Raw genomic sequence first — 24,890 nt, 5'->3', positions numbered from 1 at the left:
TATTAAGAGTACACTAATTATCACTACCGGAAGTATAAATATTAATGTCAGGCTAACATTCACATGAGTGACAACAGCTTAGGTCATAAAAATCATCATGCTCTCATCAAAATGACGCAAAAATAAGAATGCAACCTCATGAAGACAAAGGAATTATAATAACAAGCATCTTCTTATTAAAAATAACACAACTAAAAATCATCAAGTAGGAAACAATTACTTTAATAGATAATAATAAAAATAACAGCAACGTCAAAAGTAACGCTGCCCTCGTTTTTTATTAACAACCTGTTATTTATTCAGACTTTTATTTTGAAAGAATTTTTTAGGCTGTAATCTTCGGTCCAAAGTTGCTAGAAAACGATTGGCCCCGATAGCATTGTTCTGATCGTGCGTGGTTCCGCTGACCGCCGCGTATATACAAACCGAAGAGATCATCACTGGCGGGACAGCCAATGCGGTCGCGAACTTCACGGTGACCTACGAGTAAACGCGTTAACACTGACGGGCTCTTTTCAGGAGCCCGTCAGTTTTCTCATTGTGAATATGACGTCTTTGCCGCGTCCCTGATGTGTTGTATCCGGGAAGGCATCGCAGGATGCGTACTCAGCCAGTCAGGCAAATATCCCTTTATTTTCTCATCCTGCCCCTCTGCAGATAACCGGCTGTAAATCTCAGCCATCGGTTCCAGCGAACGCCCTTCCCGCTGCATTTCAGCTATTGCCCAGTCATCCGCTTCACGCTCCATCCCGCGCGAAAACTGTAACTCATTCGCCAGTGATGCGGTTTGCAACAGGGTATCGCCGATACCGCTCACGTCCCCCGTCATCCACAACAACGTCAGAGAGACCAGCGAAGACCTCACCAGCATGCGCATCGGGTGGCGGTAAGCGTGATGCCCCATTTCATGCAGCATCACCCCGGCCAGTGCGTCGTCTCCGGGGCTGAGCGCCACCAGCTTATCGCTGAGCACCAGCGTGCCATCCGCCAGCATAAAGGCATTGGCGACGTCCGGGATATTCATCAGCTTCAGCCGTACCGGTGTGCGGTCGTGCTGTAACGCAGGCGGAATAACGTGCTGAAAAAGTTGCTGAAGGGCTTTCTGCTTATCTTCCGGTAAGGCGGAATCCCTGAAATCACTGGCACGCAGAAGTGTCAGCGTATGACGCCCCAGATTTTGTTCTATCGCCGTGGGGATCCGCTGCGCAATCACATTGCTGGCCCACGGCAATAATCCGTAGATATAAAAGAAAATCAGCAGGCAGGTCGCTGCCAGTGTGAGAAGCACACCGCGTTTATGGCTTTCCATGCGGTATATCCAGCCCAGCCTGCGGTGCTGGCGCAACCAGTGGCGGAACGCGCTGTCACTGGCAGGCACAAAACGGCCGCCATCGGGGAACGTCAGAAACAGCGGGATCGTCCCCAGCGCATCAGATATTTCGACATCGCTGAGAGAAAACGTCGGGTTAAGGTTTTCAGCTTCCAGCGTCAGGTGCGGGTCATCCGCCAAAAAAAGGCGGGCAGCCTCACGTGCTGCCCGTCCCGGAGGCTGATAAAAGCCTTCAATGATCATGCATTACATTCCGACGCCGAGATCAAACGCCTGAGCGACTTCTTCCGCCACGGCGGTATTGGCATTGTCGGTATGCGCCTGAACTTCCAGCAGCGACAAATCACCAGTCACCGCGGTGCAGGCCGCCATATAACGTGCGGAGCGGACATGCGCGACCGGCGTCGCCAGCCCCAGCGAAAACACCACAATCAGGGCATTGGTGAACAGCAGGCCAAGATAAGAGGCGGTTTTCATGGAGGAGCGCAGTCTGACGCGGTCACCGATTTGCGTCTGGTTAAAGACGTAATTACGCACCGCGACCACCTGATAGCTCGCCACGACCAGTGCGCCGACAAACATAATGACGAAGGCCAGGATGAAGCTGAATAAATTGCTCATCAGCATCGCACCCGCCATGTCCTCAGACATGCCGCCCATATACGCCATTTGTAAGAGCGTGGTGAAGAATGAACCCATCAGCCACAGGGCGACGATCAGGAAAGGCAGGAATAAAACAATGCCCAGCAGGCTATATTTAATAAACGCCGCTTTTTTCAGATCAGCGCGGAAAGCGGTATTTCCGAAAAAGAGATTATTCACATACAGGTCGTGAGTCATGGCGCTGATAATACCCTGCACCGCAGCCACGCCCGGTACCAATGCCACCGCCACTAACACCACACTGATCAGGATCGCGCTGATACTGGCCATCTGAACGGCAATTAATACCACGGCCGTGATCGGAATATACAGCGCCAGCATTAACAGAATCGGACACAGATACATTGTCCAGTAAGCACGCCCGACTTTGCAGTGATAGTTAAAACGCACGCCACGGTAACTGGTCATGATGGCGTTATAACGCCAGCTGCGGATCACCACCCACGGCAACAACGCGAGGAAGGCCAGCGCGATGAGCAATGCCAGTTGCGGTAATATTGCGGCCAGAATATAGAAAACGATAATACCGCCCACCACCAGCAAACGCCCTTTCAATATCTGAATGGGTTTGGCGTGATAATCAAACCGGTCGCCATTAATTTCGGTATTTCCCAGGAAATAACGACGACGGCGAACGGTCGCCCATGCCGAATAAACCCCCAGAGTGATGATGGTTAATAATGCATTAACCAGCCATATTGCGAAATATTCTCCGCCCTTGCCATGAAAACGAACCTGATGAAGGTTATCGTTGAATTGATTATTATCTGACATTTTTATCTTTCGTCCTGAAAGGAATGGGAAACCGCCTTTCTTAAAATAAAGAAAGGGGCATAGCACATTGTGTAACGATGAAGATTTAATCATGTACCTGTACTTTCAGGCAATGGATTATTGCGCCTGCCAATGAAAAAAATTCTCATTTGAGTTAAGTAAAACCACCGGAGAACGCCTGCGGCGTTGCATCGGCACGCCCTAAAATGGTATTAAAACGGTCTGTTTGATTGCCTGTTATAGAAACTGAGTGAGTAACATGACGACCTCCCTGCCTGTCAGCGTGTTGGTGCGCCCGATCCGCCATGAAGATAATGCTGCCATCGCCAACGTGATCCGCCACGTTTCTGCCGAATTTGGCCTGACCGCCGATAAAGGCTATACCGTGGCTGATCCCAATCTGGATCACCTGTTTGAAACCTACAGTCAGCCGCGCTGTGCTTACTGGGTGGTGGAACTTGACGGGGTAGTCGCGGGCGGCGGCGGTGTTGCGCCGTTATCCGGTGCGGATAACGATCTCTGTGAATTGCAGAAGATGTATTTCATGCCTGCGCTGCGCGGTCAGGGGCTGGCAAAACGTCTGGCATTACAGGCCATTGAACATGCGCGCCAGCAGGGCTTTGGCCGCTGCTATCTGGAAACCACTGCCAGCCTGACACAGGCCATCGCCCTGTATGAGCGTCTGGGTTTCCACCACATTGACAGCGCACTCGGCAACACCGGCCATGTCGATTGTGAAGTGACGATGTTAAAACATCTCTGACACCGTTTTCGTTCTTTATTAGCTCTTTGCAAACAGGCATCTGAATGTTCACACATAAAGCCATTTCAGCGTTAAACGAACTGGAGCTGACGGTTTACAACTACATCGTCAAAAACGGCGATAAAGTGATGTACATGACCATTCGTGAACTGGCGGATGCCGCCGGGGTGTCCACCACTACGGTGTTGCGCTTCTGCAAGAAAATGGACTGCGAAGGTTACTCCGAGTTTCGTATCCGTTTTAAACTGTTTTTAGAACATGAAGAAAAACCGCCGGTGTCTTTTGGGATCAGCGAGATCATCAGTTATTTTAAAAGTATTAATAACAGCGAGTTCGATGAATTATTAGATAACGCGGCCCGCCAGATTGCCGGGGCGCAACGCATTATATTTGTCGGCGTCGGGACATCGGGTTCATTAGGAAAATACAGCGCACGTTTTTTCTCTAACGTCGGTAAATTCAGCACCTTTATTGATGACCCTTATTTTCCGATCAACAGCGACATGTATAAAGACGCCATTGCGATTATTCTTTCTGTTTCCGGTGAAACGGAAGAAGTGCTGCGTTTCGCCACCCAGTTCAGTCAGCACAATTGCAAGATCATCAGCCTGACCAACAGTGAGACCTCAACACTGGCGCGGATGGCAGACCTCAACATCTCCTATCACATGCCGCAAATTGTGCTTGAGGGGGAATACAATATTACCACTCAGATCCCGGTACTTTATATTATTGAGACCATCGGAAAAAAATTACCTTTAATAAAACGTGACACAGCGCAATGAAAAAACAGGGTGTTTTTAAGATGTAACAAATCACCCAACCTGTTTTTTGTTATATCGTGACAATACCCTTTCTTTTGCTACACTCCTGCCAACGAGTAAAAAAACAAAAAAGCTCACCTCTGTATACCCGCAGGAGAATAATAAATAATGGCCATTGATTACGCTCAAACAGCTCAGGATATTGTTAAATATATTGGCGGCGATAATAATGTGATTAGCGTCACACATTGTGCCACCCGATTACGTTTCGTTCTTAAAGATAATAAAGCCGTCGATAAAGAAGAATTAAAACGGGTGAAAGGCGTGATTACCGTGATTGAGGCCGGCGGTCAGATGCAGGTCGTTATCGGCAACCATGTCAGCGATGCCTATAAGCAGGTGCTGAAACTGATTGAGATTGATGAAAACGCCCCGGTCTCCGCGCCCAATGTCGGCATCGTCAGCCGCGTGATGGACGTGATCTCCAGCATCTTTACCCCTTTCCTTTATCAGCTGGCCGCCTGCGGTATCTTGCAGGGGATTATTTCCTTCCTGGCCGCCGTCGGGATTATGGACGCCAACAGCGGCACCTACCGTATTCTCAACTTTGTGTCATGGACGGCGTTTACCTTCCTGCCGGTAATGATTGCGTTCACTGCCGCGAAAAAATTCAACGTCAATCCTTTCACAGCGGTGATTACGGCCTGCGCGCTGATCAGCCCTGATTACATGAATATGCTAACGGCGTTTAAAATCACGTCGATCAATTCCGCCGATCCGGCCATGCAGCAACTGATGCGTGAAGCCGTGAGCAATCCTGATATCGCCAATATTCTGCAAAACGTGGTCGGTATTCCTGTGTCCGCGCCGACGCTCGATTTCCTCGGCATTCCGGTGAAATACCTCAGTTACACCGCGTCGGTTATCCCGATCATTCTGATGGTCTGGGCGATGTCGTACATCGAACATTTCTTCAATAAAGTCCTGCCGGTGGTGATCCGTAACCTGTTCACGCCGATGTTCTGTATCGCCATTATGGTGCCGATGACCCTGCTGGTGTTTGGCCCGGTCGGTAACCTGATTGGTGGCGCGATTGGCGGCGTGTACAACTACCTCTATCACCTCAGCCCGACCATTGCCGGATTCGTGGTGGGTGCGTTCTGGCAGCCACTGGTGACGCTGGGCGTTCACTGGGGCATTACGCCGGTCACCGTCGGCAACTACGCCACACTGGGTTACGACACCTTCACCGGCCTGCAGGCGTCAGCTGTCTTCGCGATGACCGGCAGCATGTTCGGCGTGTACCTGAAAACCCGCAGCCGCGAAATGAAAGGTATCTCATTGTCGGCTGGCGTCACCGGCCTGTTCGGTATCACCGAACCCGCCATTTACGGTGTGGCGCTGCGCCTGAAAAAACCTTTCCTGTGCAGCTGTGTCGCGGGCGGTATCGGCGGTGCAATTGCCGGTTCCTTTAATGCCGTTTCCTGGAGTTACTGCCTGCCGGGTATCGCCGTGCTGCCGGTGTTCTTCAAAGAAGGCCACATGCCGCAGTTCCTCGGTTTCCTGCTGTCGATTACCGTCGCCTTTGTGCTCGGCGCGCTGTTCACCTGGCTGGTCGGATTTAAAGATGAACCCGACGTTGCCGCGACCAAAAAAGTGCAGGCAGAAACCCGACGCGCCACACAGGCCGAAATGAATTAAGTCTTAAATTACAGTGTATCGGGCGGGAGTTTCCGCCCGCATCAAGGGAGAACGGAATGAGTCATCAGTTACCAAAAGATTTCTTATGGGGCGGCGCGGTTGCGGCGCATCAGGTTGAAGGCGGCTGGAACCAGGGCGGCAAAGGCATCAGCATTTGTGACGTCCTTTCCGGCGGCGCGCACGGCGTGGATCGCGTGATGACCGACGGCGTGCTGGACGGTTACAGCTATCCGAACCACGAAGCTGTCGATTTCTACTCGCACTACAAAGAAGACATCGCGTTATTCGCTGAGATGGGCTTCAAATGCTTCCGCACCTCGATTGCCTGGACGCGTATCTTCCCGAACGGTGACGAGTTACAGCCAAACGAAGCCGGTCTGCAATTCTATGACGACATGTTTGATGAGCTGCTCAAACACAATATCGAGCCGGTGATCACCCTTTCCCACTTCGAAATGCCATGGCATCTGGTGAAGGAATACGGCGGCTGGAAAAACCGTCAGGTGGTAGATTTCTTTGTGCGTTTCAGTCAGGTGGTGATGGAGCGTTATAAAGGCAAAGTGAAATACTGGATGACCTTTAACGAGATCAATAACCAGCGTAACTGGAAATACCCGCTGTTCGGTTATTGCTGTTCCGGCGTGGTGTTCACCGAGCATGAAAATCCGGAAGAAACCATGTATCAGGTGCTGCATCACCAGTTCGTGGCCAGCGCCAAAGTGGTGAAACTCGGCCATGACATCAACCCTGATTTCCAGATTGGCTGCATGATCGCCATGGTGCCGCTGTATCCGTTCTCCTGCCATCCGGACGACGTGATGTATTCCGTTGAGGCGATGCACGAACGTTTCCTGTTCAGCGACGTGCATATGCGCGGTTATTACCCGGCCTATGCCCTGAAAGAGTGGGAACGCCGTGGCTTCAACATCAAAATGGAAGACGGCGATTTGCAGGCGCTGCGTGACGGCTGCGCGGATTACATCGGCCTGAGCTATTACATGAGCAACGCCATTTCCGCGCACAATCCGAGTGATGATAACGGCTTGTCCGGCTTTGCGGGCAGCGTGCCGAATCCGCACGTAAAAGCCTCCGACTGGGGCTGGCAGATTGATCCGGTCGGTCTGCGCTACACCCTGAATATCCTGTACGAGCGTTACCAGAAGCCACTGTTTATTGTGGAAAATGGCTTCGGTGCGATTGATAAAGCGGGTGACGATGGCGTGATCCACGACGATTACCGCATCGCCTATCTGAAAGCGCACATTGAGCAGATGAAAAAAGCCGTGCTGGAAGACGGTGTGGATCTGATGGGTTATACGCCGTGGGGCTGCATCGACTGCGTGTCGTTTACCACCGGGCAGTACAGCAAACGTTATGGCTTCATTCACGTCGATAAAAACGATGATGGCAGCGGCACAATGGCACGCTCGAAAAAGGAGAGTTTCGGCTGGTATCAGAAAGTGATTGAGAGTAACGGGGACGTACTTTAAGAAGATGATAGCCAGCTCTCGCGAGCTGGCTTTATGGATTATCGGGCGCTCATCTGGAAATATGAAAACTCGCCGTATCCCGTATCAGAATTCACTTCTGACGCCGCCGAGTAAATGCCGGTTTTCGCCCCCACCCACTTCCCTGCAGAAATGGCTAATGGAGGTGCAACCGCTTTCCAGTCTTCGGTTTCGGCCTGTCTGAAAAAGAAATGGCAGATGCCACGTTGCAATACCTCTGCCCTGATGAACACCGCCTCATGGCGAATGAGTGCCGCCAGCACGGTTCTTTCCTGGCTCAGAACGCCTTTATCACTCATCCACCCGAAGTCAAACACCAGCACCCACTTGCCTTCCTGCTGGCACACCGAAACCGCGCCGTATCTTTCGCCATACATTATCAAACCACTTTGCTCACCGTCGTGGTTAAAATGCGGATCCAAACGTGTGGTCACCGTGAATTCTGGTGCCGGGAATTTCTGCAAAAGCAGTTGTGGCGTGTCATATAAAGACCGTGCGCCAAATGGACGGCAGGCCACTTTAAGGCCCGCCGGCGACGGGATAATCCAGTCACGTTGCGGGTTAGCCTGCCACTGCCATTGCAGACCGAAGCGCCCCTCTGCAAAACTGTCCGACGTTTGCGGATCGCATCGCAATCCGTGCGGATAGACGGCGGGTTTAACATACATGGATACCGGCTGCCCCAGTCCTTCAGCATTCATTTCTTCGCCGATTTCCGGCCAGTCGTCGTGGTTCCAGCGCAGGGGCTGCAAATGCACTATCCGGCCATTGTGGGCGGCATCCTGAAAATGAACAAACCAACATTCGCCATTTTTCAGTTCCACCCAGCCACCCTGGTGGGGACCGTTCACTTTCGAGGTGCCCTGATGCAAAACATCGCGAACCTCAAACGGGCCGCTCATCTGGCGGGAGCGTAATACGGTCTGCCAGCCACTTTCGACGCCTCCGGCAGGCGCAAAAATATAATACCAACCATTACGCCGGTAGACTTTTGGCCCCTCAATGGTCGGATGGGAAACTGCGCCATCAAAAATGATTTGGCCCTGGTCGAGCAGTGATGTTGCGTCAGGAGCCATTTCGCAAAGCTGTAACTGATGTTTGATCCCGGAACGGCTATAGGCAAATGCATGAACCAGCCATGCGCGCCCGTCTTCATCCCAGAACGGACAAGGGTCGATCCAGCCCTTCACCGCTTTAATACAATGCGGCTCGCTCCAGTCTTTAGCCGGATCTTCGGCGTAAGACATAAAAATGCCTTCATCGGGCATGCTGTAAAACACCCAGAACAAGCCCTTGTGATAACGAATACTCGGCGCCCAGATCCCTTTTCCGGGCTGCACACTGTCATAGGCCGGATAGTTAATCCGCTGCACAACATGGTTAATAATCTTCCAGTTCACCAGATCGGTTGAATGAAGCACGGGCAGACCCGGAATATGATTAAAACTCGAGGCCACCATGTAAATATCGTCGCCCACACAGACAATATCCGGGTCTGAATAATCTGCATGCAAAACAGGATTCTGATAATGCCCGTCACCCAAATCGGCATGCCAGCCAGAGTGGTTAGTCATCTCCATATCGAACTCCCCCTTATTTAACAACCATCACCGGATCCAGATTACCGGCTTCATTTTCCTGCTCGCGGACAATATCCCCACTGCGTTTCGCCAGATCGGTCTGAATATTCTTCATCGTGGCATCATCGAGTTTGTAGAAACGAGCCAGGAAATAGAGGATCAGATACGACACTGAAGGCCCAACGGTCAGAAGGCCAATAATGCCGGTGGTTGCCAGCGCTGTCTGTGTTTCTGCACCCGCATGATAGCCAAACCAGCCCAGTGAAAAGCCAACAAATGCCCCCGCAAAAGCCATACCCAGTTTTAAGGCGAACAGATTGCCGGAAAAAGACAGCCCGGTGATCCGCCGGCCTGTTTTCCACTCACCATAATCCGCCGCATTAGCCATCATGTTCCATTTAAACGGCTGGTACATCTGGTGTAAAAAACCAATGATGAAATACAGTGGAAAAATAACCGGCAGGTATTTCGGCGGGACAAAAAACATCACCACGCCCGCAAGGACCAACAGCAGATTGATATTCTTAAACATCGTCAGCGTGCTAAACCGTTTGGCAAAGTACCCCGCCGCTATCGCCCCAAATATCGTGCCGACTACGCTGGTAGTGATAAACGTACTTTTCATCGCCGTGCCACTGACCAGACTCTGTCCTTTATCCAGCATCAGATACGTCGCGTAATACAATGTCGCGGAACTGCGCATCACCCCGGCCATGCTGGAGAAAAAGGTAATGATGGCGACAATACGCCACTGATCGTTCGACAGCAGATTTTTCAAGTCACTGAGCACCGATACCTGACGGGTATCCTCCGCCGTGATCCGTTCTTTGGTGAAACAAAAACAGAACACCAGCATACAAACAGCAATCGCACCCATTACTGCCATCGTCGCCTGATATCCGGCCTGCAGATTTTCTTTACCGAAATAATCCACCAGCCACAAAGTGCCGACAGAAACCAGTAAACCTGCCAGGGAAGAAATAGTGAACCGATAGGATTGCGCAGACAGCCGGTCTTTATCATCCGTGGTAATTACACCGCCCAGCGCGCAGTACGGAATATTGATAAAGGTGTAACACAGCATCAGCAATGAATAAGTAATGTAGGCGTAAAGCAGTTTTCCGGAATGGCCGAAATCAGGCGTGGTGAAGGTCATCACTGCCAGCACGGCATAAGGAATAGCAAACCAAATCAGCCACGGACGAAAATGCCCCCAGCGGGTTTTCACGCGGTCCGCGATAATGCCAGTTAGCGGATCGCTGACGGCATCCAGAATGCGCGTAACCAGAAACATTACCCCGACAGCAGCGGCGGAAAGCCCGTAGATATCGGTATAAAAGTACGTCAGAAACATCGTCACTGAGGAATAAACAATCCCGCAAGCTGCGTCACCCATACCAAAACCGAGTTTTTCTATAACAGACAATTTCTTTACGGCTGCCATAATCTGACTCCACGTCATGAGGTAGAATATCTTTCAGAATTGGTATGTTAACTTTTGGCAGGTGTATTGAATTTAACCATATTTTGCTTATGGTTTATGAAATTTACCAAACGAGAGGCGTCTCACAAAGGAGGGGGGGGCAACAGAAATAAAAAAGGCTGCTTTATTCAGCAGCCCTTTTGTTTCAGATTCAGAAAAAATTAATGACGTTTTCCGTCATCATCTTCATCAACGACATCTTCGTCTTCGCCGTCTTCACCTTCTTCGTCGTCATCGCCTTCGAAGTAAGTGCCCCAGCCGTCGTAGCTGACGCCGTTGGCTTCGGCCAGATTCATCAGTTGCTCAACCTGAGTGTCGATCAGTTCCGCTTTCAGCGCGATTTCGCTGATCACGTCACAGCACATCACGACAGACCCGTCTTCCACTTCCAGCTCTTCAGCGTCAGTGACTTCATAACCCAGTTTGAAAGCTTCGACCGCCGCTTTCTCCAGCACTTCAAACTTCTCTGAAGATAAATGGTGTTCGATGGTGTAAAGCGCGTCAGGATCACTGCCATCATCCAGCAGTTCTTCGATGATTAAGCGAGTCTCTTCACGTTGTTCTTCAAGCAATTCACGGTTTGCCATATCTCTGTCCTCAATCAATGTGACGTTTGTACGCTATTTTCACACACCGCAGGGCGCGTCTCCACTATTAAAGAGAAAGTTTTCTCGCCGGGGTTGTATTTGCATATTCATCCAGTTAAATTGAATTTAAATTCAATCCGAAATGCTTACGCGCTATGGAGCGACATCATGAGTTTGTTGAGTAAACGTCATTTTCTCAGATTACTGGATTTTACCCCGTCAGAGATTTCGTCCCTGCTGAAACTCTCCGCAGAGCTGAAAGCCGCCAAGAAAAACGGCAGCGAAAAAGCCAGCCTGCAAGGCAAAAACATCGCGCTCATCTTCGAAAAAGACTCAACCCGCACCCGATGCTCTTTCGAAGTTGCCGCATACGATCAGGGGGCGAAAGTCACCTATCTCGGCCCAAGTGGCAGCCAGATCGGCCATAAAGAATCCATGAAAGACACCGCCCGCGTCCTTGGCCGGATGTACGACGGTATTCAGTATCGTGGTTATGGTCAGGAAAAAGTGGAAATTCTGGCGCAATACGCCGGCGTGCCGGTGTGGAACGGCTTAACCGATGAATTCCACCCGACCCAGTTGCTGGCTGACCTGCTGACCATGCAGGAGCATCTGCCGGGCAAACCGCTGAAAGGTATGCGTCTGGCCTATCTGGGCGACACCCGTAACAATATGGGCAATTCCCTGCTGGAAGCCGCCGCGTTATGCGGGCTGGATTTACGTCTGGTCGCGCCCTCCGCCTGCTGGCCGGAAGCCGAACTGGTCGCTACCTGCGAACAACTGGCCAAAGAAAACGGCGGCAGCATCACCCTGACGGAAGATATCGCGACCGGCGTGAAGGATGCCGATTTCCTGTATACCGACGTCTGGGTGTCCATGGGCGAGCCGAAAGAAGCCTGGAAAGAACGCATCGCTCTGCTGCGTCCTTATCAGGTCAACCGCGCGATGCTGGCGCTGACCGGCAATCCGCAGGTGAAGTTCCTGCACTGTCTGCCGGCGTTTCATGATGACCAGACCACCCTCGGCAAGCAGATGGCAGAAGAATACGGTCTGCACGGCGGCATGGAAGTCACCGATGACGTGTTTGAATCCAGTCACAGCGTGGTGTTCGATCAGGCAGAAAACCGTCTGCACACCATCAAAGCGGTGATGGTCGCCACCCTCGGCAACCTCTGATTTTTCTCCGGCGTGCAGAAAGGATGCGCTTCCTGCACGCTCCCGTCTTTACATCGTTTTGCACTTTATCCCGCCTGTTCCCGTCAGAAGACCTCATTTTCAGCTACCCTTTTTAGAGCGCTTTGGTTTTAACGTATCCAACAAAAAAACAGAAACGCAGTAAGAAGGAACCGATATGAGCTCAGTTAATCTTGAGTATGTCCTGCGGCTGGAAAGCCTGTTGAGCAGGATATACCCCAGGGAACACATCGCCGACCTGCTGAAAAAAATCCTGCATCTCGCCGACAAATGGAATTACGGCAAACACCGCACCACCCGCTGGGTGGATGGCACCAACATTTACCTGATTACCTACGGCGATAACATCCGCCACGGCGATCAGCCGCCGCTGGCGACGCTCAATCACTTCGCCAACACCTATCTGCGCGACATTATCAGTGATATCCATATTCTGCCGATGTACCCCTACAGTTCGGATGACGGTTTCAGCGTCATCGACTACCGGAAAATCGACGAACATCTCGGCGGATGGTCCGACATTCATCACCTTTCGCACAATTTCAACCTGATGTTTGACTGCGTGATCAACCACATATCCCGCTCAAGCGCGTGGATGAAAGGCTATCTGCACGACGATCCGTATTACAAAGATTATTTTATCGCCGCGAATCCCGAGCTGGATTACAGCCGTGTCGTGCGCCCGCGCGCCTCGCCGCTGCTCTCGCCTTTTATCAAAACCGACGGCACCGAACTCTATCTGTGGACGACCTTCAGTGAAGATCAGGTGGATATCAATTTCAAAAATCCGCAGGTGCTGCTGGAAAGTATCGATGTGCTGTTGCAGTACGCCGCCAGCGGCGGGCAGTCGATCCGCCTCGATGCGATTGGGTATATCTGGAAGGAAGCCGGGACGCGCTGTATCCACATGCCGCAGGCGCATAACATCATCAAAGTCTGGCGGACGATCCTTGATGAAGTGATCCCCGGCACGCGGATCATCACCGAAACCAACGTGCCGCATCACGAAAACATCAGCTATTTCGGTGAAGGCGATGAAGCGCACATGGTGTATCAGTTCCCGCTGCCGCCGCTGACCTTGCACGCCTTTTTGCGTCAGGACACCACCACGCTCACGCAATGGGCGCAGAGTCTGAACGCGGAAGCCCGCTATCCTGACACCACCTATTTCAACTTCCTTGCCAGCCACGACGGCATCGGTTTACGTCCGACAGAAACCTTCCTCAGCGATGACGAGCGCAAATTCATGGCGCAGGAAACGCTGCGTAAGGAAGGCCGCGTCTCCTATAAAGACAACGGCGACGGCACCCATTCGCCGTATGAACTGAACATCAATTACCTCAGCGCGCTGACCGAACCGGAAGACGATACCGAGCTGAAAGTGCGTAAGTTTCTGGCGGCGCAGGCGCTGTTGCTGTCGTTTATCGGCGTACCGGCGATTTATATCCACAGCCTGCTGGGCAGCGAGAACGATCTTGAGGGGATGCATCAGTCGGGGATCAACCGCCGTATTAACCGTAAAAAGCTGGATCTGCCGACTATCGAGGCCGAACTGGAAAAACAGGACGGTTTGCGTGCACGCGTGTTTTACGGTTTACAGGCTCTGATCAGACACCGCCGTGAGCATCCGGCTTTTTCGCCACAGGCCGGTCAGCGCGTGTTCGATCTGGGTAAATCGCTGTTTGCCATGGAACGTTATGATCCGATAACCGAAGATCGGATCAGCTGCATTTTCAATATCAGCGATCATTCTCAGATGCTGAAACTGGCGGTGGAAGGGAAAGATCTGATTGGCGGAGAAGTGTTTAACGGCCAGATGCGACTCCAGCCGTGGCAGGTGGTGTGGATCAAACATAAACTCAAAGCGCCGGAACGTCTCGGCAGGCTGCGTCGCTGGCGGATGAAGCTGATCAAGCGGACAAAACGCTACACGATCAGCGTGAAGCGCTCAATGCGCTGACGTTCATTTTCACTACCGCTTTACGCACGTTCGCCGGTTCGCCGACGGCGCACAGCGGCTTATGCACTTCGCCCGGATAAAACACCACGAAATCGCCGGTCTGCATAATCATGGTTTTTTCCTGCTCACCGGCAGCCAGAAACGCGATGTCTTTATCTTCCAGCCAGTCGGTATCGATATAACCGGCCGGTAAGTTGCTGAATGTCATGCCTTCGGTGCCGTTGAGGATAATCTGGATATCCAGATTACGCGCATGGAACTCAGCGCGGCGCTCAGCCTGCGGGGCCGTCATGTCATTGGAAATCAGCACAAACGCGTCGTCGCCACGGATATCGTGTTTGCCCAGCGGCGTGTCCGCAGTGATGTGTTGCTTAACGTATTCAATGGCCTCGCGCAGTTCTGCGGGCAGATAAGGGACGAGATGCAGTTGATGGATATTGCCGGTTATCATGGTTTTCCCTTCGCTAATGTGAAAATGAAATACTGTTTCAATGTCTGCCCATAGTAATGCACCCGAAGGCAACACCCTTTGATCCAGTTAACAGTTTTTGTCTTCGTTTTCCGTCATACCAATCGTTTGCCTTCAGGCCGTTTTTCCGCTTGATGTCGTCAATGACCCGCGTATAATGCGCCACAATTTGCCGGGAGAACCCATGAACAATCGCTACGTTTTGTGCTCAGATGATCGACCAAACACCGTGCCATCAGGCAGCCCGCTGCCGTTGTTCTTCCGTGGTATTGCCGTTTTACTGAAAGCCCCTCATTGAGGGGCTTTTTTTTGTCCGGAATTTGAGTAGCCGATTTTTTACGCGTAAAGAACAGGAGAATGACTATGGCCAATCCGCTGTATCAGAAAGACATCATTTCTATCAACGATCTCAGCCGCGAAGAGCTGGAACTGGTACTCGATACCGCTGCCAGCCTGAAAGCCAACCCGCAGCCTGAATTGCTGAAACACAAAGTGATCGCCAGTTGTTTCTTCGAAGCCTCAACCCGAACCCGTCTGTCGTTTGAAACATCCATGCATCGTCTGGGTGCCTCGGTGGTCGGTTTCTCCGACAGCAGCAACACCTCGCTCGGCAAAAAAGGCGAAACGCTGGCCGACACCATTTCGGTTATCAGCACCTATGTCGATGCGATTGTGATGCGTCACCCGCAGGAAGGCGCGGCGCGTCTGGCGACCGAATTCTCCGGCGGCATTCCGGTGCTCAACGCAGGCGACGGCGCGAACCAGCATCCGACCCAGACCCTGCTGGATTTGTTCACCATTCAGGAAACGCAGGGGCGTCTCGACAACATCAAAATCGCCATGGTCGGCGACCTGAAATACGGCCGCACGGTGCATTCCCTGGCGCAGGCGCTGGCGAAATTTAACGGTAACCGTTTCTACTTTATCGCGCCGGATGCGCTGGCGATGCCGGGCTACATCCTCAGCCTGCTGGAAGAGAAAGGCATCGAATACAGCCTGCACAGCAGCATCGAGGAAGTGGTGTCTGACATCGACATTCTGTACATGACCCGCGTACAAAAAGAGCGTCTGGATCCGTCGGAATACGCCAACGTGAAAGCGCAGTTTATCCTGCGCGCGGCCGACCTGACGAATGCCCAGCCGCACCTGAAAGTGCTGCATCCGCTGCCACGTATCGACGAGATCACGCCGGATGTCGATAAAACGCCTTACGCCTGGTATTTCCAGCAGGCCGGTAACGGCATTTTTGCGCGTCAGGCGTTGCTGGCGCTGGTCCTGAACGCAGACACTGCACAGTAAACTTGAGGAGAACACGATCATGACACACGACAATAAACTTCAGGTTGAAGCCATCAAATGCGGCACGGTAATTGACCATATTCCGGCGCAGGTCGGCTTTAAATTACTGTCCCTGTTCAAGTTTACCCAGACCGAACAGCGCGTGACCGTCGGCCTGAACCTGCCTTCCGGCGAACTGGGCCGCAAAGACATCATCAAAATCGAGAACACCTTCCTCACCGACGAACAGGTTAATCAGCTGGCGGTGTATGCCCCGCGTGCGACGGTGAACCGCATCGACAATTACGACGTGGTGAAAAAGCTGATGCCGACCCTGCCGGAGCGGATTGTCGGCGTGCTGCGCTGCCCGAACGGCAACTGCATCAGCCGTTTTGAACCGGTGGATTCCAGCTTTGCGGTCAGGCAGCGTGCGAACGGTGTGCATCTGAAATGCAAATATTGCGAGAAAGAGTTTGAGCATCAGGTCGTGCTGAACAACGATTAACCCTTTATACTGAGGGATAATTTTTTATTCACCTTAACTCAAATCAGGAGACATTATGTCCCGCGAAATCAGCACTGAAAACGCCCCTGCCGCTATCGGTCCTTACGTTCAGGGCGTGGATCTGGGCAGCATGATCATCACTTCCGGCCAGATCCCTGTGGATCCTAAAACCGGCGCTGTCGCTGACGATATTTCTGCGCAGGCGCGTCAGTCACTGGACAACGTGCAGGCGATCGTGGAAGCCGCTGGCCTGAAAGTTTCAGACATCGTGAAAACCACCGTTTTCGTGAAAGATCTGAATGACTTCGCCACCGTTAACGCCACGTATGAAGCCTTCTTCACCGAGCACAACGCGCCCTTCCCGGCCCGTTCTTGCGTTGAAGTGGCCCGTCTGCCAAAAGACGTGAAAATCGAAATCGAAGCCATCGCCGTCCGCCGTTAATCCGCGCCAGTGATGCACCAGACCAGCCTGCGGGCTGGTTTTTTTTGCCCTGTTTTCAGGCAAAGGATCCTTTTATCGCCCTATAATTAAGCAGACCTGCCTCATTTCCCCTGATTTTCTCTGCGTTTTGCACGCTGGCACACTTTATGCCTGATCTTCATTGTTATTGAACGATTCAATTGCGGCCTGTCCAGTTTGTGAGGTGATGATGATCAAGATTGACCTTTCCGATTCACCCTTTTTTGATGAGATGTTAATGGCTGAAGGGAAACACCGCAGCCATTATCAGGCCTACTGGCAGTGGTTGCAGCAAGCCGACCAACAGGCAGTTCAGCGCAAAAAAGAGGAAGCCGCGCTGCTGTTCCACCGGGTGGGGATTACCTTTAATGTTTACGGTGAAGATGATGGCGCAGAACGGCTGATCCCGTTCGACAGCGTGCCGCGCATTATTCCGGCCAGCGAATGGCAGATGCTCGATCGCGGGATCCGCCAGCGGGTGCAGGCGCTGAATGCTTTCCTGCATGATATTTACCACGACCAGAAGATCCTCAAAGCAGGGATCGTGCCTGCCGAACAGGTGCTGGCCAATGATCAGTATCAGCCCTGTATGCAGGGCATTGATCTGCATCGCGATACCTACGCGCACATTGCCGGTACCGACATGGTGCGCGGCGGCGATGGCGAATATTACGTGCTGGAAGACAACCTGCGTACGCCGTCCGGCGTGTCGTACATGATGGAAAACCGCAAAATGATGATGCGGTTATACCCCGAACTGTTTGCCGAGCAGCGTATCGCGCCGGTGTCCCGCTACCCTTCCCACTTACTGCAAACCCTGCGCGAAAGCACCACGGTCAATGATCCGACCGTGGTGGTACTGACGCCGGGCCGCTTTAACAGTGCCTATTTCGAGCACAGTTTCCTCGCGCAGCAAATGGGCGTTGAGCTGGTAGAAAGCGTCGATCTGTTTGTGAAAGACGGCGCGGTGTTTATGCGTACCACCGCCGGGCCCTGCAAAATTGACGTGATTTACCGGCGTATCGACGATGCATTCCTCGATCCGCTGGCGTTCCGCGCCGATTCGATGCTCGGCGTGCCCGGCCTGCTGTCGGTGTATCGATCCGGTGGCGTGGTGCTGGCGAATGCCATCGGCACCGGCGTGGCGGATGACAAATCGATCTACCCGTATGTGCCGGAAATGATCCGCTACTATCTGGCGGAAGATCCGATCCTCAATAACGTGCCGACCTGGCAATGCCGCAAGGAAAGCGATCTCTCTTTCGTGCTGGCGAATCTGGAAAAAATGGTGGTGAAGGAGGTTCATGGCGCAGGCGGTTACGGCATGCTGATTGGCCCGACAGCCAGTAAGGCGGAAATCGACCGCTTCCGCGAATTGCTGCGTACCCGCCCGGAAAACTACATCGCCCAGGAAACGCTGGCGCTGTCCACCTGCCCGACCTTTGTCGGCAACGGGCTGGCACCGCGCCATATCGACCTGCGGCCTTTTGCCCTGACCGGTGCGGAAATCCGTCTGGTGCCGGGCGGGTTAACCCGTGTGGCGCTGGCGGAAGGTTCGCTGGTGGTCAATTCATCTCAGGGCGGCGGAACCAAAGACACCTGGGTGCTGGAAGAAAATCCGACGGAGGATGACGCATGCTAAGCAGAACAGCCAGCGAACTGTACTGGATGGCGCGTTATCTGGAACGCGCCGAGAATATCGCACGCCTGCTGGACGTGACCAACAAACTGTCGATGATGTCGATCCGCGATGTCAGCGCCCGTGATGAAAATAACGACCTGCTGGTGCCGCTGACCATGACCGGTACGCGCACCTTATTCAGTGAGCATTATCCGCAGGAAACCATGAGCAATCTGCTCAACTTTTTTGCGCTGGACAGTGTCAACCACAGCAGCATTTTCAGCTGTTTGCAGATGGCGTGGAACAATGCCCATGCCGTGCGCGGCAGCCTGTCGTCTGAGGTCTGGGAAAGCATCAATGCCACCTGGATTGAGATGAAACTGATCCGCCGTCAGGGCGTCGGTTCTGCCGGAGCGGATTCCTTCTTCGACTGGGTGAAAGAACGTTCACATCTGTTTCGCGGCGCGATGTTCGGCACGTTGCTGCGCAGCGATGCACAGAATTTTATCCGCCTCGGCACCATGCTGGAACGCGCAGACAGCACCGCGCGCCTGCTGGATGCCAAAAACCAGTTACTGAATGCCGATGAAGATCCGGTGCGCGAATACTACCGGATGGATACCTTGCTGCGCGCCGTCAGCGCCCGCGAGGCGTTCCACACCCTCTACAAACAGCAACTCAGCCAGAAACGTATTGCGGAGCTGCTGGTGCTGCGCCGCGAGTTACCGCGCTCCCTGCTTTCCTGTGTCGAAATCATGGCCGAACAGCTGGAGGAAATCGGCGGCAGCGCGGGCAATTTGCCACGCCGCCGCGTCCATACCCTTCATGCACAACTTCGTTTTACCGAAATGGACGAGATCGTTGAGATGGGTCTCAGCCCCTGGCTGATGCAGTTTCTGGATCAGACCAACGCCATCGCTGAGAGCATTCATCAAACCTATCTGGAGGCTCAATAATGAAACTGAATGTCACACATCAGACGCATTACACCTATGCGCAACAGGTTAAACACAGCACGCAATACCTGCGCCTGACCCCGCAGGATTCCAGCCATCAGAAAATTTTATCCTGGGATCTGACCCTGCCGGAATACGCCACCCGCACGCTGGATGCCTACGGCAATGTGCTGCATGTTCTGACGCTCGATCAGCCTCATCAGGCCATCACCATTGAAGCCAATGGCGTGGTAGAAATTGAAGACAACACGGAAGATGACAGTTGCGGACACCTCTCGCCGCTGGTGTTTTTACGCACCAGCCCGCTGACGCTGGCCGACGGTGCCATCCGCGATTTCGCCAGCCGCTATTACCGGCCACAGGCGCAACATGAAAGTCTGTGCAATCTGATGGGCGAATTGCTGCTGAAAATGCCGTATAACCCCGGCAGTACCACGGTGAAAGACAGCGCCTCGCAGGCGTTTTCGGCACAGACCGGTGTCTGTCAGGATCACACTCACGTTTTCCTCGCCTGCTGCCGCAGTCTGGGCATTCCGGCACGCTACGTCAGCGGCTATCTTTACTCGGAGGATTCCACTCATGTCGCCATGCACGCCTGGGCGGAAGCCTGGCTGGATGACCGCTGGCAGAGCTTTGACGTCACCAACAACACCTGCAAACCGAATCAGCATTTGAAACTGGCTATCGGCATAGATTATCTTGATGCATGCCCGGTTCGCGGCGTCCGGCTGGGCGGAGGAAGCGAAGATATGCGCACTGTCGCGGCCGTCGCCATGCTCGACGTTCCGCAATGATCCTGAATGCCTGAGGAAACTTTTTTATGACTTACTGTGTGGCCATGCGCTTATCCTCTGGCCTGGTGTTCGTTTCAGATTCACGCACCAATGCCGGAGTGGACCATATTTCCACTTTCCGCAAGCTGCATGTCTTTCATCAAAGCGATGAGAGGGTGCTGGTGATCCAGAGCGCCGGTAATCTGGCGACCACACAGAGCATTATCAGTCTGCTGCACCGCCGCTGTCTGGATGATGAACGGGAAAACCTGCTGAACGTGAAATCGCTGTACGATGCCGCCAGCCTGCTGGGGGAAACGGTGCGTGAAGTGATTGCGCGGGACAGCGGTGCCAATCAGGGCGGCAACACCGATTTCAGCTGTAACCTGTTGCTCGGCGGCCAGATCAAAGGCGAGGGTCTGCGGCTGTTTCATATTTATCCGCAGGGGAATTTCATCGAAGCCACGCATGACACGCCGTATTTCCAGATTGGCGAAAGTAAGTACGGCAAACCGATCATCGACCGGGTGCTGAACTACGACACCGCGCTGGATCAGGCGATGCAATGTGCGCTGATTTCGATGGATTCGACGCTGCGCAGCAACCTTTCCGTCGGCCTGCCGCTGGATGTCATGACCTATCCGACCGACAGTTTCAGCGCCGCGCAGCAACATCGGATCACCGAAACGCACCCGTATTTCGACATGATCCGCAAAGGCTGGGGCGAGGGTTTGCTGAGCATTTTTGGTCAGTTACCGCCGCTGAAATTAGACGAGTAAATCCGCTTCTGGCGGAGTGATATCTCACTCCGCTGCTTTATTTTCATCCATCTTCTGAACTATCTTCTTCTCGACCTCGAACGGGTCGATACCGCGCAGTTGCAGGCGGCGGAAGCGGATGATGTTAAAGCCGTTCATGACCAGAAAACTGCCTTCGATAAGCGATCCGCCAATCGAACCGAGCCAGATGTTGTGCGCCACCCAGCAGCAGGTTGAGCACCACATTATGCATCGCGTGGTCAGCCCGCTGGTGCGGAACAGCGCCCAGGTGCTGACTACCGTGGCGCCGACCGGCAAAAGCTCCACCCAGTGATGGGCGCGGCTTAGCCCTAATCCCAGCGTCAGGACGATGAAAATTACCATGATCCACTGGTTACGGGTACGCAGGGAAATCAGTGTGCGCAGGGAGTTGAGTAAGGCGCTCATGCCCGCAGGCGCAGCACCCATCATCAGGAAATGCACGCCGATAATGGCGCTGTAAGCAGAAAGTTGTTGTTTAAAGCGGCGGTCGCTGCGGTTGAAAAACATCGTGATGCCGACCATGAAGGCCACAACACCAACTGACTGGGCAAACCAGTAATACGTCATTTGTCAGGAGTCTCATACGTGGAGTTCTTGCGCTGCAAAAGCAAACGGCGCTTCATAACTGAAACGCCGTTTCATCCTAACGATAAACCTGACCGGTTACAATGTGACACCGCTTTTAAAGATGGCTAATTCGCGGAAATCATTGAGTTCGTTTTTGGCTTTGCGCCCATCGGCGATCGCCACGATCAGATCCACAAATTCACCCAGCAGTTGATCCATGCTGACATCGTGGATCAGGCGTCCGGCATCAAAATCGATCCAGTGCGGTTTTTTGGTCGCCAGTTCACTGTTAGTCGCCAGTTTCACCGTCGGCACAAAACCACCGTATGGCGTACCGCGGCCGGTACTGAACAGCACCATATGGCATCCGGCACCGGCCAGCGCACTGGTGGCGACGGCGTCGTTACCCGGCGCACTCAGCAGGTTCAGACCCGGCGTGGTCAGACGTTCGCCGTATTTCAGCACGTCCATCACCGGGCTTTGACCGGCTTTCTGCGTACAGCCGAGGGATTTTTCTTCCAGCGTGGTGATGCCACCGGCTTTGTTACCCGGAGACGGATTCTCATAAATCGGCTGGTTATGTTCGATAAAGTACTGTTTGAAATCATTCACCATGTGAACGGTTTTTTCAAACGTGCCTTCATCACGGCAGCGGCTCATCAGAATGCGTTCCGCGCCAAACATTTCCGGCACTTCGGTCAGTACGGAGGTACCGCCGTTAGCGATCACATAATCGGAGAAGCGGCCGAGCAGCGGGTTGGCGGTGATCCCGGACAAGCCGTCAGAACCCCCACATTCCAGACCGAATTTCAGTTCGCTGAGTTTGCCCGGCACGCGTTTATCGTCACGCATCACGGCATACAGCTCGCGCAGACGTTCCAGACCGGCTTCCACTTCGTCGTCGAATTTTTGCAGCGTCATGAAACGCACGCGCTCTTCGTCAACGTCGCCCAGCGTGTCGCGGAACACGTCCACCTGATTGTTTTCACAACCGAGGCCGATCACCAGCACCGCGCCCGCGTTCGGATGACGAACCATGTTTTGCAGCATGGTGCGGGTGTTCACATGGTCGTCGCCCAGCTGTGAACAACCGAACGGATGGGTGAACAGGAAAACGCCATCGATGCCTTCCGCGTCATTGGTTTCTTTCAGGAAACGTGACTGGATCTGACGGGCGATCCCGTTGACGCACCCCACCGTCGGGATCAGCCACAATTCATTGCGGATCCCCACCTGTCCGTTTTTACGACGGAAGATCTGTACATCGCGATCTGCCATCTGTTCCGGCAGGCTGGCGAAATCCGGCTGATACTGGTATTCGTCCAGATCGCTGAGATTGGTTTTGCCGTTTTGTGAGTGGATATGCACACCCGGCTCAATGGCCGCCAGCGCATGCCCGATCGGCAAACCGTACTTAACAATGTTCTCCCCCGCCGCAATCGGGCGGAGGGCGAATTTATGACCTCGGGCCACAGGCTGCGGCAGGACGACGGTGTAACCGCCTGCTTCAACCTGCTCGCCTGCTTCGATGTCGCGCAGCGCGACAGCAACGTTATCAGCGGTATGAATTTGAATGATACTTTGCATAGATCGCTCTCTTAGCTGTAAGCCGCCAGCGCATCGCGCATGCCACGGTCTTCAATCGCCTGCAGTTGTTCGGTGACTTTGGCAGTCAGACCCGGCACGGTGTTCAGGTCACGTCCCCAGTGTTCTTCATCGGCCAGCACGGTTTCCACCAGCCCGATCAGCGGCAGACTGCCACTGCGCACATCGCCCCAGAGTTCGGAGAAACGGCTCAGCCAGTGTGCATCGTCCTGCAACGGATAGATTTCACCGTGACGCTCGCCACGATAAAACGCCAGCAGCGCCGCCAGTGCAAAGGTCAGACGCGGAGGCAGCATCTGGTTCTTTTCCTGACTCGCCAGCAGTTGCGGCAGAATACGGGTGCGGTATTTGGTCATGCCGTTCAGGGCAATCGACAGCAGCTGATGCTGAATGAACGGGTTGCGGAAACGGCTGAGTACCGCCTGGGCAAAGGACGTCAGTTCATCCTGCGGCAGATCCAGCACCGGCGAGATTTCCTCGGCAATGGCCAGTTCCACAAAGCGGCTGATCTGCGGATCATTCATGGATTCGCCCACGGTATTCAGCCCTGACAGGAAGGCCACCGGCACCAGCGCGGTGTGCGCGCCGTTGAGGATCGCCACTTTGCGTTCTTTGTACGGTTTGATGTCGTCAACCAGACGGATATTCAGCGGCAGTTTGTCCAGACGCAGTTCCTGAGCCAGACTTTTTGGCCCCTGAATGACGAACAGGTAGAAGTGCTCGGCGCTGTCAAAGAAGCTGTCCTGATAGCCCAGTTCTTCCTGCAGGCTGTCAATTTCGCTGCGCGGATAACCGGTCACGATGCGGTCAACCAGCGTCGAACAGAATGTATTACTGTTTTCCAGCCACTGCGTGAAGGCCGCAGGCAACGCCCATTGTTGCGCGTAACGCAGCACCAGTTCCTGCAATGCTTCACCGTTATAGTCGATCAGTTCGCAAGGCAGCAGCACCCAGCCTTTATCGGCCGCACCGGAGAAATGCGTGAAACGTTCAAACAGCAAACGGGTCAGTTTGGCCGGGAAACTGGCCGGAGGCGCATCTTCAAGGCGATCGCTTTCTACATAACTGATACCGGCTTCGGTGGTGTTGGAGAACACGAAGCGGATATTCGGGTCGCGGGCCAGCGCCAGATACTCATCAAACTGATGATAAATATTAATTTCGCGGTTAACGGAACGGATGATGCGGGTATCACGCACCGTTTCACCCTGTTCGTTCAGGCCGCTGATGATGGTGGTATACAGACCATCCTGCGTGCTGAGTGAAGGTGGGAAGTCGGTATCAATCGGGCGAATGACCACGATCCCGGCGTCCAGATCGGTGTGTTCATTCAGCAGGTCGATTTGCCAGTCAACAAACGCCCGCAAAAAGTTACCTTCACCAAACTGGATAATTTTGTCCGGATGTTGACGGCCAGGGAAGTCACGGCGATTTAACCTTTGCATCTCACATTCACCTTAATTTGCTCAGACTCCGGTCTTTGAGGGCGGGAAAAATGCCCCGTGGCCGTCGTTCTCTGTTGGGATAGTTAGTTGTTATTACAGTGTTT

The 24,890-nt window shown here is 53.2% G+C and carries 22 protein-coding genes; 13 read left to right on the top strand and 9 right to left on the bottom strand.

Annotated elements, in window-relative coordinates:
* Nucleotides 1-535: 535 nt before the first annotated feature.
* Together EYY67_RS15045 and EYY67_RS15040 are read right to left on the bottom strand one after the other, a co-directional pair.
* On the bottom strand, nucleotides 536-1,573 hold the full coding sequence (locus EYY67_RS15045) for a M48 family metallopeptidase (protein ID WP_131693805.1): 1,038 nt from the start codon (nucleotides 1,571-1,573) through the stop codon (nucleotides 536-538).
* Between the two features lie 3 nt (nucleotides 1,574-1,576).
* A complete protein-coding gene (locus EYY67_RS15040) occupies nucleotides 1,577-2,767 on the bottom strand; it encodes a YjgN family protein (protein WP_131693804.1) in 1,191 nt (396 codons plus the stop codon).
* Nucleotides 2,768-3,026: 259 nt separating this feature from the next.
* Here EYY67_RS15040 and EYY67_RS15035 point away from each other — a divergent pair, with 259 nt between their 5' ends.
* The 4 genes from EYY67_RS15035 (at nucleotide 3,027) to EYY67_RS15020 (ending at nucleotide 7,485) form a co-directional block, all read left to right on the top strand.
* Nucleotides 3,027-3,530, top strand: a complete 504-nt coding sequence (locus tag EYY67_RS15035) for a GNAT family N-acetyltransferase (protein ID WP_095924490.1) — start codon at nucleotides 3,027-3,029, stop codon at nucleotides 3,528-3,530.
* Between the two features lie 44 nt (nucleotides 3,531-3,574).
* A complete protein-coding gene (locus EYY67_RS15030) occupies nucleotides 3,575-4,315 on the top strand; it encodes a MurR/RpiR family transcriptional regulator (RefSeq protein ID WP_095924489.1) in 741 nt (246 codons plus the stop codon).
* A 147-nt stretch (nucleotides 4,316-4,462) separates the two neighbouring features.
* Entirely contained in the window at nucleotides 4,463-5,995 is a 1,533-nt protein-coding gene (locus tag EYY67_RS15025) for a PTS transporter subunit EIIC (RefSeq protein WP_119822442.1), read from the top strand.
* Nucleotides 5,996-6,051: 56 nt separating this feature from the next.
* The gene (locus EYY67_RS15020) at nucleotides 6,052-7,485 is read left to right on the top strand and encodes a 6-phospho-beta-glucosidase (RefSeq protein WP_119822441.1); all 1,434 of its coding nucleotides are present in this window, start codon (nucleotides 6,052-6,054) and stop codon (nucleotides 7,483-7,485) included.
* A gap of 38 nt (nucleotides 7,486-7,523) precedes the next feature.
* Here the strand turns inward: EYY67_RS15020 and EYY67_RS15015 are convergent, their stop codons facing one another.
* The 3 genes from EYY67_RS15015 to rraB form a co-directional block, all read right to left on the bottom strand.
* The gene (locus EYY67_RS15015; protein ID WP_119822440.1) at nucleotides 7,524-9,083 is read right to left on the bottom strand and encodes a glycoside hydrolase family 43 protein; all 1,560 of its coding nucleotides are present in this window, start codon (nucleotides 9,081-9,083) and stop codon (nucleotides 7,524-7,526) included.
* 13 nt (nucleotides 9,084-9,096) lie between these two features.
* Nucleotides 9,097-10,527 (bottom strand): glycoside-pentoside-hexuronide (GPH):cation symporter, encoded by a 1,431-nt coding sequence (locus EYY67_RS15010; RefSeq protein WP_119822439.1) that lies wholly within the window; start codon nucleotides 10,525-10,527, stop codon nucleotides 9,097-9,099.
* A gap of 200 nt (nucleotides 10,528-10,727) precedes the next feature.
* Complete coding sequence (gene rraB, locus EYY67_RS15005) at nucleotides 10,728-11,153, bottom strand: ribonuclease E inhibitor RraB (RefSeq protein WP_095924484.1); 426 nt, start codon at nucleotides 11,151-11,153, stop codon at nucleotides 10,728-10,730.
* 168 nt (nucleotides 11,154-11,321) lie between these two features.
* Here rraB and argF point away from each other — a divergent pair, with 168 nt between their 5' ends.
* Complete coding sequence (argF, locus tag EYY67_RS15000) at nucleotides 11,322-12,329, top strand: ornithine carbamoyltransferase (protein ID WP_095924483.1); 1,008 nt, start codon at nucleotides 11,322-11,324, stop codon at nucleotides 12,327-12,329.
* A 175-nt stretch (nucleotides 12,330-12,504) separates the two neighbouring features.
* Nucleotides 12,505-14,307 carry a sugar phosphorylase gene (locus tag EYY67_RS14995; RefSeq protein WP_131693803.1) on the top strand — a complete coding sequence of 601 codons (1,803 nt, stop codon included), beginning with the start codon at nucleotides 12,505-12,507 and terminating at the stop codon, nucleotides 14,305-14,307.
* On the opposite strand, the gene EYY67_RS14990 is transcribed toward EYY67_RS14995, so the two are convergent.
* Nucleotides 14,282-14,758, bottom strand: coding sequence for a NanQ anomerase/TabA/YiaL family protein (locus EYY67_RS14990; protein WP_119822436.1), 477 nt, complete (start codon nucleotides 14,756-14,758; stop codon nucleotides 14,282-14,284). The genes EYY67_RS14995 and EYY67_RS14990 overlap by 26 nt on opposite strands.
* A 381-nt stretch (nucleotides 14,759-15,139) precedes the next feature.
* Here EYY67_RS14990 and pyrB point away from each other — a divergent pair, with 381 nt between their 5' ends.
* From pyrB to EYY67_RS14955, 7 genes are all read left to right on the top strand, one after another.
* Nucleotides 15,140-16,075 (top strand): aspartate carbamoyltransferase, encoded by a 936-nt coding sequence (gene pyrB / locus EYY67_RS14985; RefSeq protein WP_095924480.1) that lies wholly within the window; start codon nucleotides 15,140-15,142, stop codon nucleotides 16,073-16,075.
* Nucleotides 16,076-16,094: 19 nt separating this feature from the next.
* A complete protein-coding gene (gene pyrI / locus EYY67_RS14980; RefSeq protein WP_131693802.1) occupies nucleotides 16,095-16,559 on the top strand; it encodes an aspartate carbamoyltransferase regulatory subunit in 465 nt (154 codons plus the stop codon).
* A 55-nt stretch (nucleotides 16,560-16,614) separates the two neighbouring features.
* A complete protein-coding gene (gene ridA / locus EYY67_RS14975) occupies nucleotides 16,615-17,001 on the top strand; it encodes a 2-iminobutanoate/2-iminopropanoate deaminase (RefSeq protein ID WP_095924478.1) in 387 nt (128 codons plus the stop codon).
* A gap of 208 nt (nucleotides 17,002-17,209) precedes the next feature.
* Complete coding sequence (locus EYY67_RS14970) at nucleotides 17,210-18,661, top strand: circularly permuted type 2 ATP-grasp protein (RefSeq protein ID WP_119822435.1); 1,452 nt, start codon at nucleotides 17,210-17,212, stop codon at nucleotides 18,659-18,661.
* Nucleotides 18,655-19,596 carry an alpha-E domain-containing protein gene (locus EYY67_RS14965; protein WP_095924472.1) on the top strand — a complete coding sequence of 314 codons (942 nt, stop codon included), beginning with the start codon at nucleotides 18,655-18,657 and terminating at the stop codon, nucleotides 19,594-19,596. Before EYY67_RS14970 ends, EYY67_RS14965 begins: the two co-directional genes overlap by 7 nt.
* Nucleotides 19,596-20,390 (top strand): transglutaminase family protein, encoded by a 795-nt coding sequence (locus EYY67_RS14960; RefSeq protein ID WP_119822434.1) that lies wholly within the window; start codon nucleotides 19,596-19,598, stop codon nucleotides 20,388-20,390. The genes EYY67_RS14965 and EYY67_RS14960 overlap by 1 nt, the downstream gene beginning before the upstream one ends.
* A gap of 26 nt (nucleotides 20,391-20,416) precedes the next feature.
* The gene (locus tag EYY67_RS14955) at nucleotides 20,417-21,148 is read left to right on the top strand and encodes a proteasome-type protease (protein ID WP_119822433.1); all 732 of its coding nucleotides are present in this window, start codon (nucleotides 20,417-20,419) and stop codon (nucleotides 21,146-21,148) included.
* A gap of 24 nt (nucleotides 21,149-21,172) precedes the next feature.
* On the opposite strand, the gene EYY67_RS14950 is transcribed toward EYY67_RS14955, so the two are convergent.
* From EYY67_RS14950 to EYY67_RS14940, 3 genes are all read right to left on the bottom strand, one after another.
* Nucleotides 21,173-21,736, bottom strand: coding sequence for a YgjV family protein (locus EYY67_RS14950; protein WP_119822432.1), 564 nt, complete (start codon nucleotides 21,734-21,736; stop codon nucleotides 21,173-21,175).
* Between the two features lie 96 nt (nucleotides 21,737-21,832).
* Nucleotides 21,833-23,323, bottom strand: coding sequence for a UxaA family hydrolase (locus EYY67_RS14945; protein WP_095924457.1), 1,491 nt, complete (start codon nucleotides 23,321-23,323; stop codon nucleotides 21,833-21,835).
* 11 nt (nucleotides 23,324-23,334) lie between these two features.
* Complete coding sequence (locus EYY67_RS14940; RefSeq protein ID WP_095924456.1) at nucleotides 23,335-24,786, bottom strand: tagaturonate reductase; 1,452 nt, start codon at nucleotides 24,784-24,786, stop codon at nucleotides 23,335-23,337.
* Between the last annotated feature and the right edge of the window lie 104 nt (nucleotides 24,787-24,890).

The sequence above is a fragment of the Rahnella victoriana genome (genome assembly GCF_004330295.1).
Classification (GTDB): Bacteria; Pseudomonadota; Gammaproteobacteria; order Enterobacterales; family Enterobacteriaceae; genus Rahnella; species Rahnella victoriana.
The sequence above is the reverse complement of the archived record's forward strand: the minus strand, read 5'-3'. Positions and strand labels throughout refer to the sequence as shown.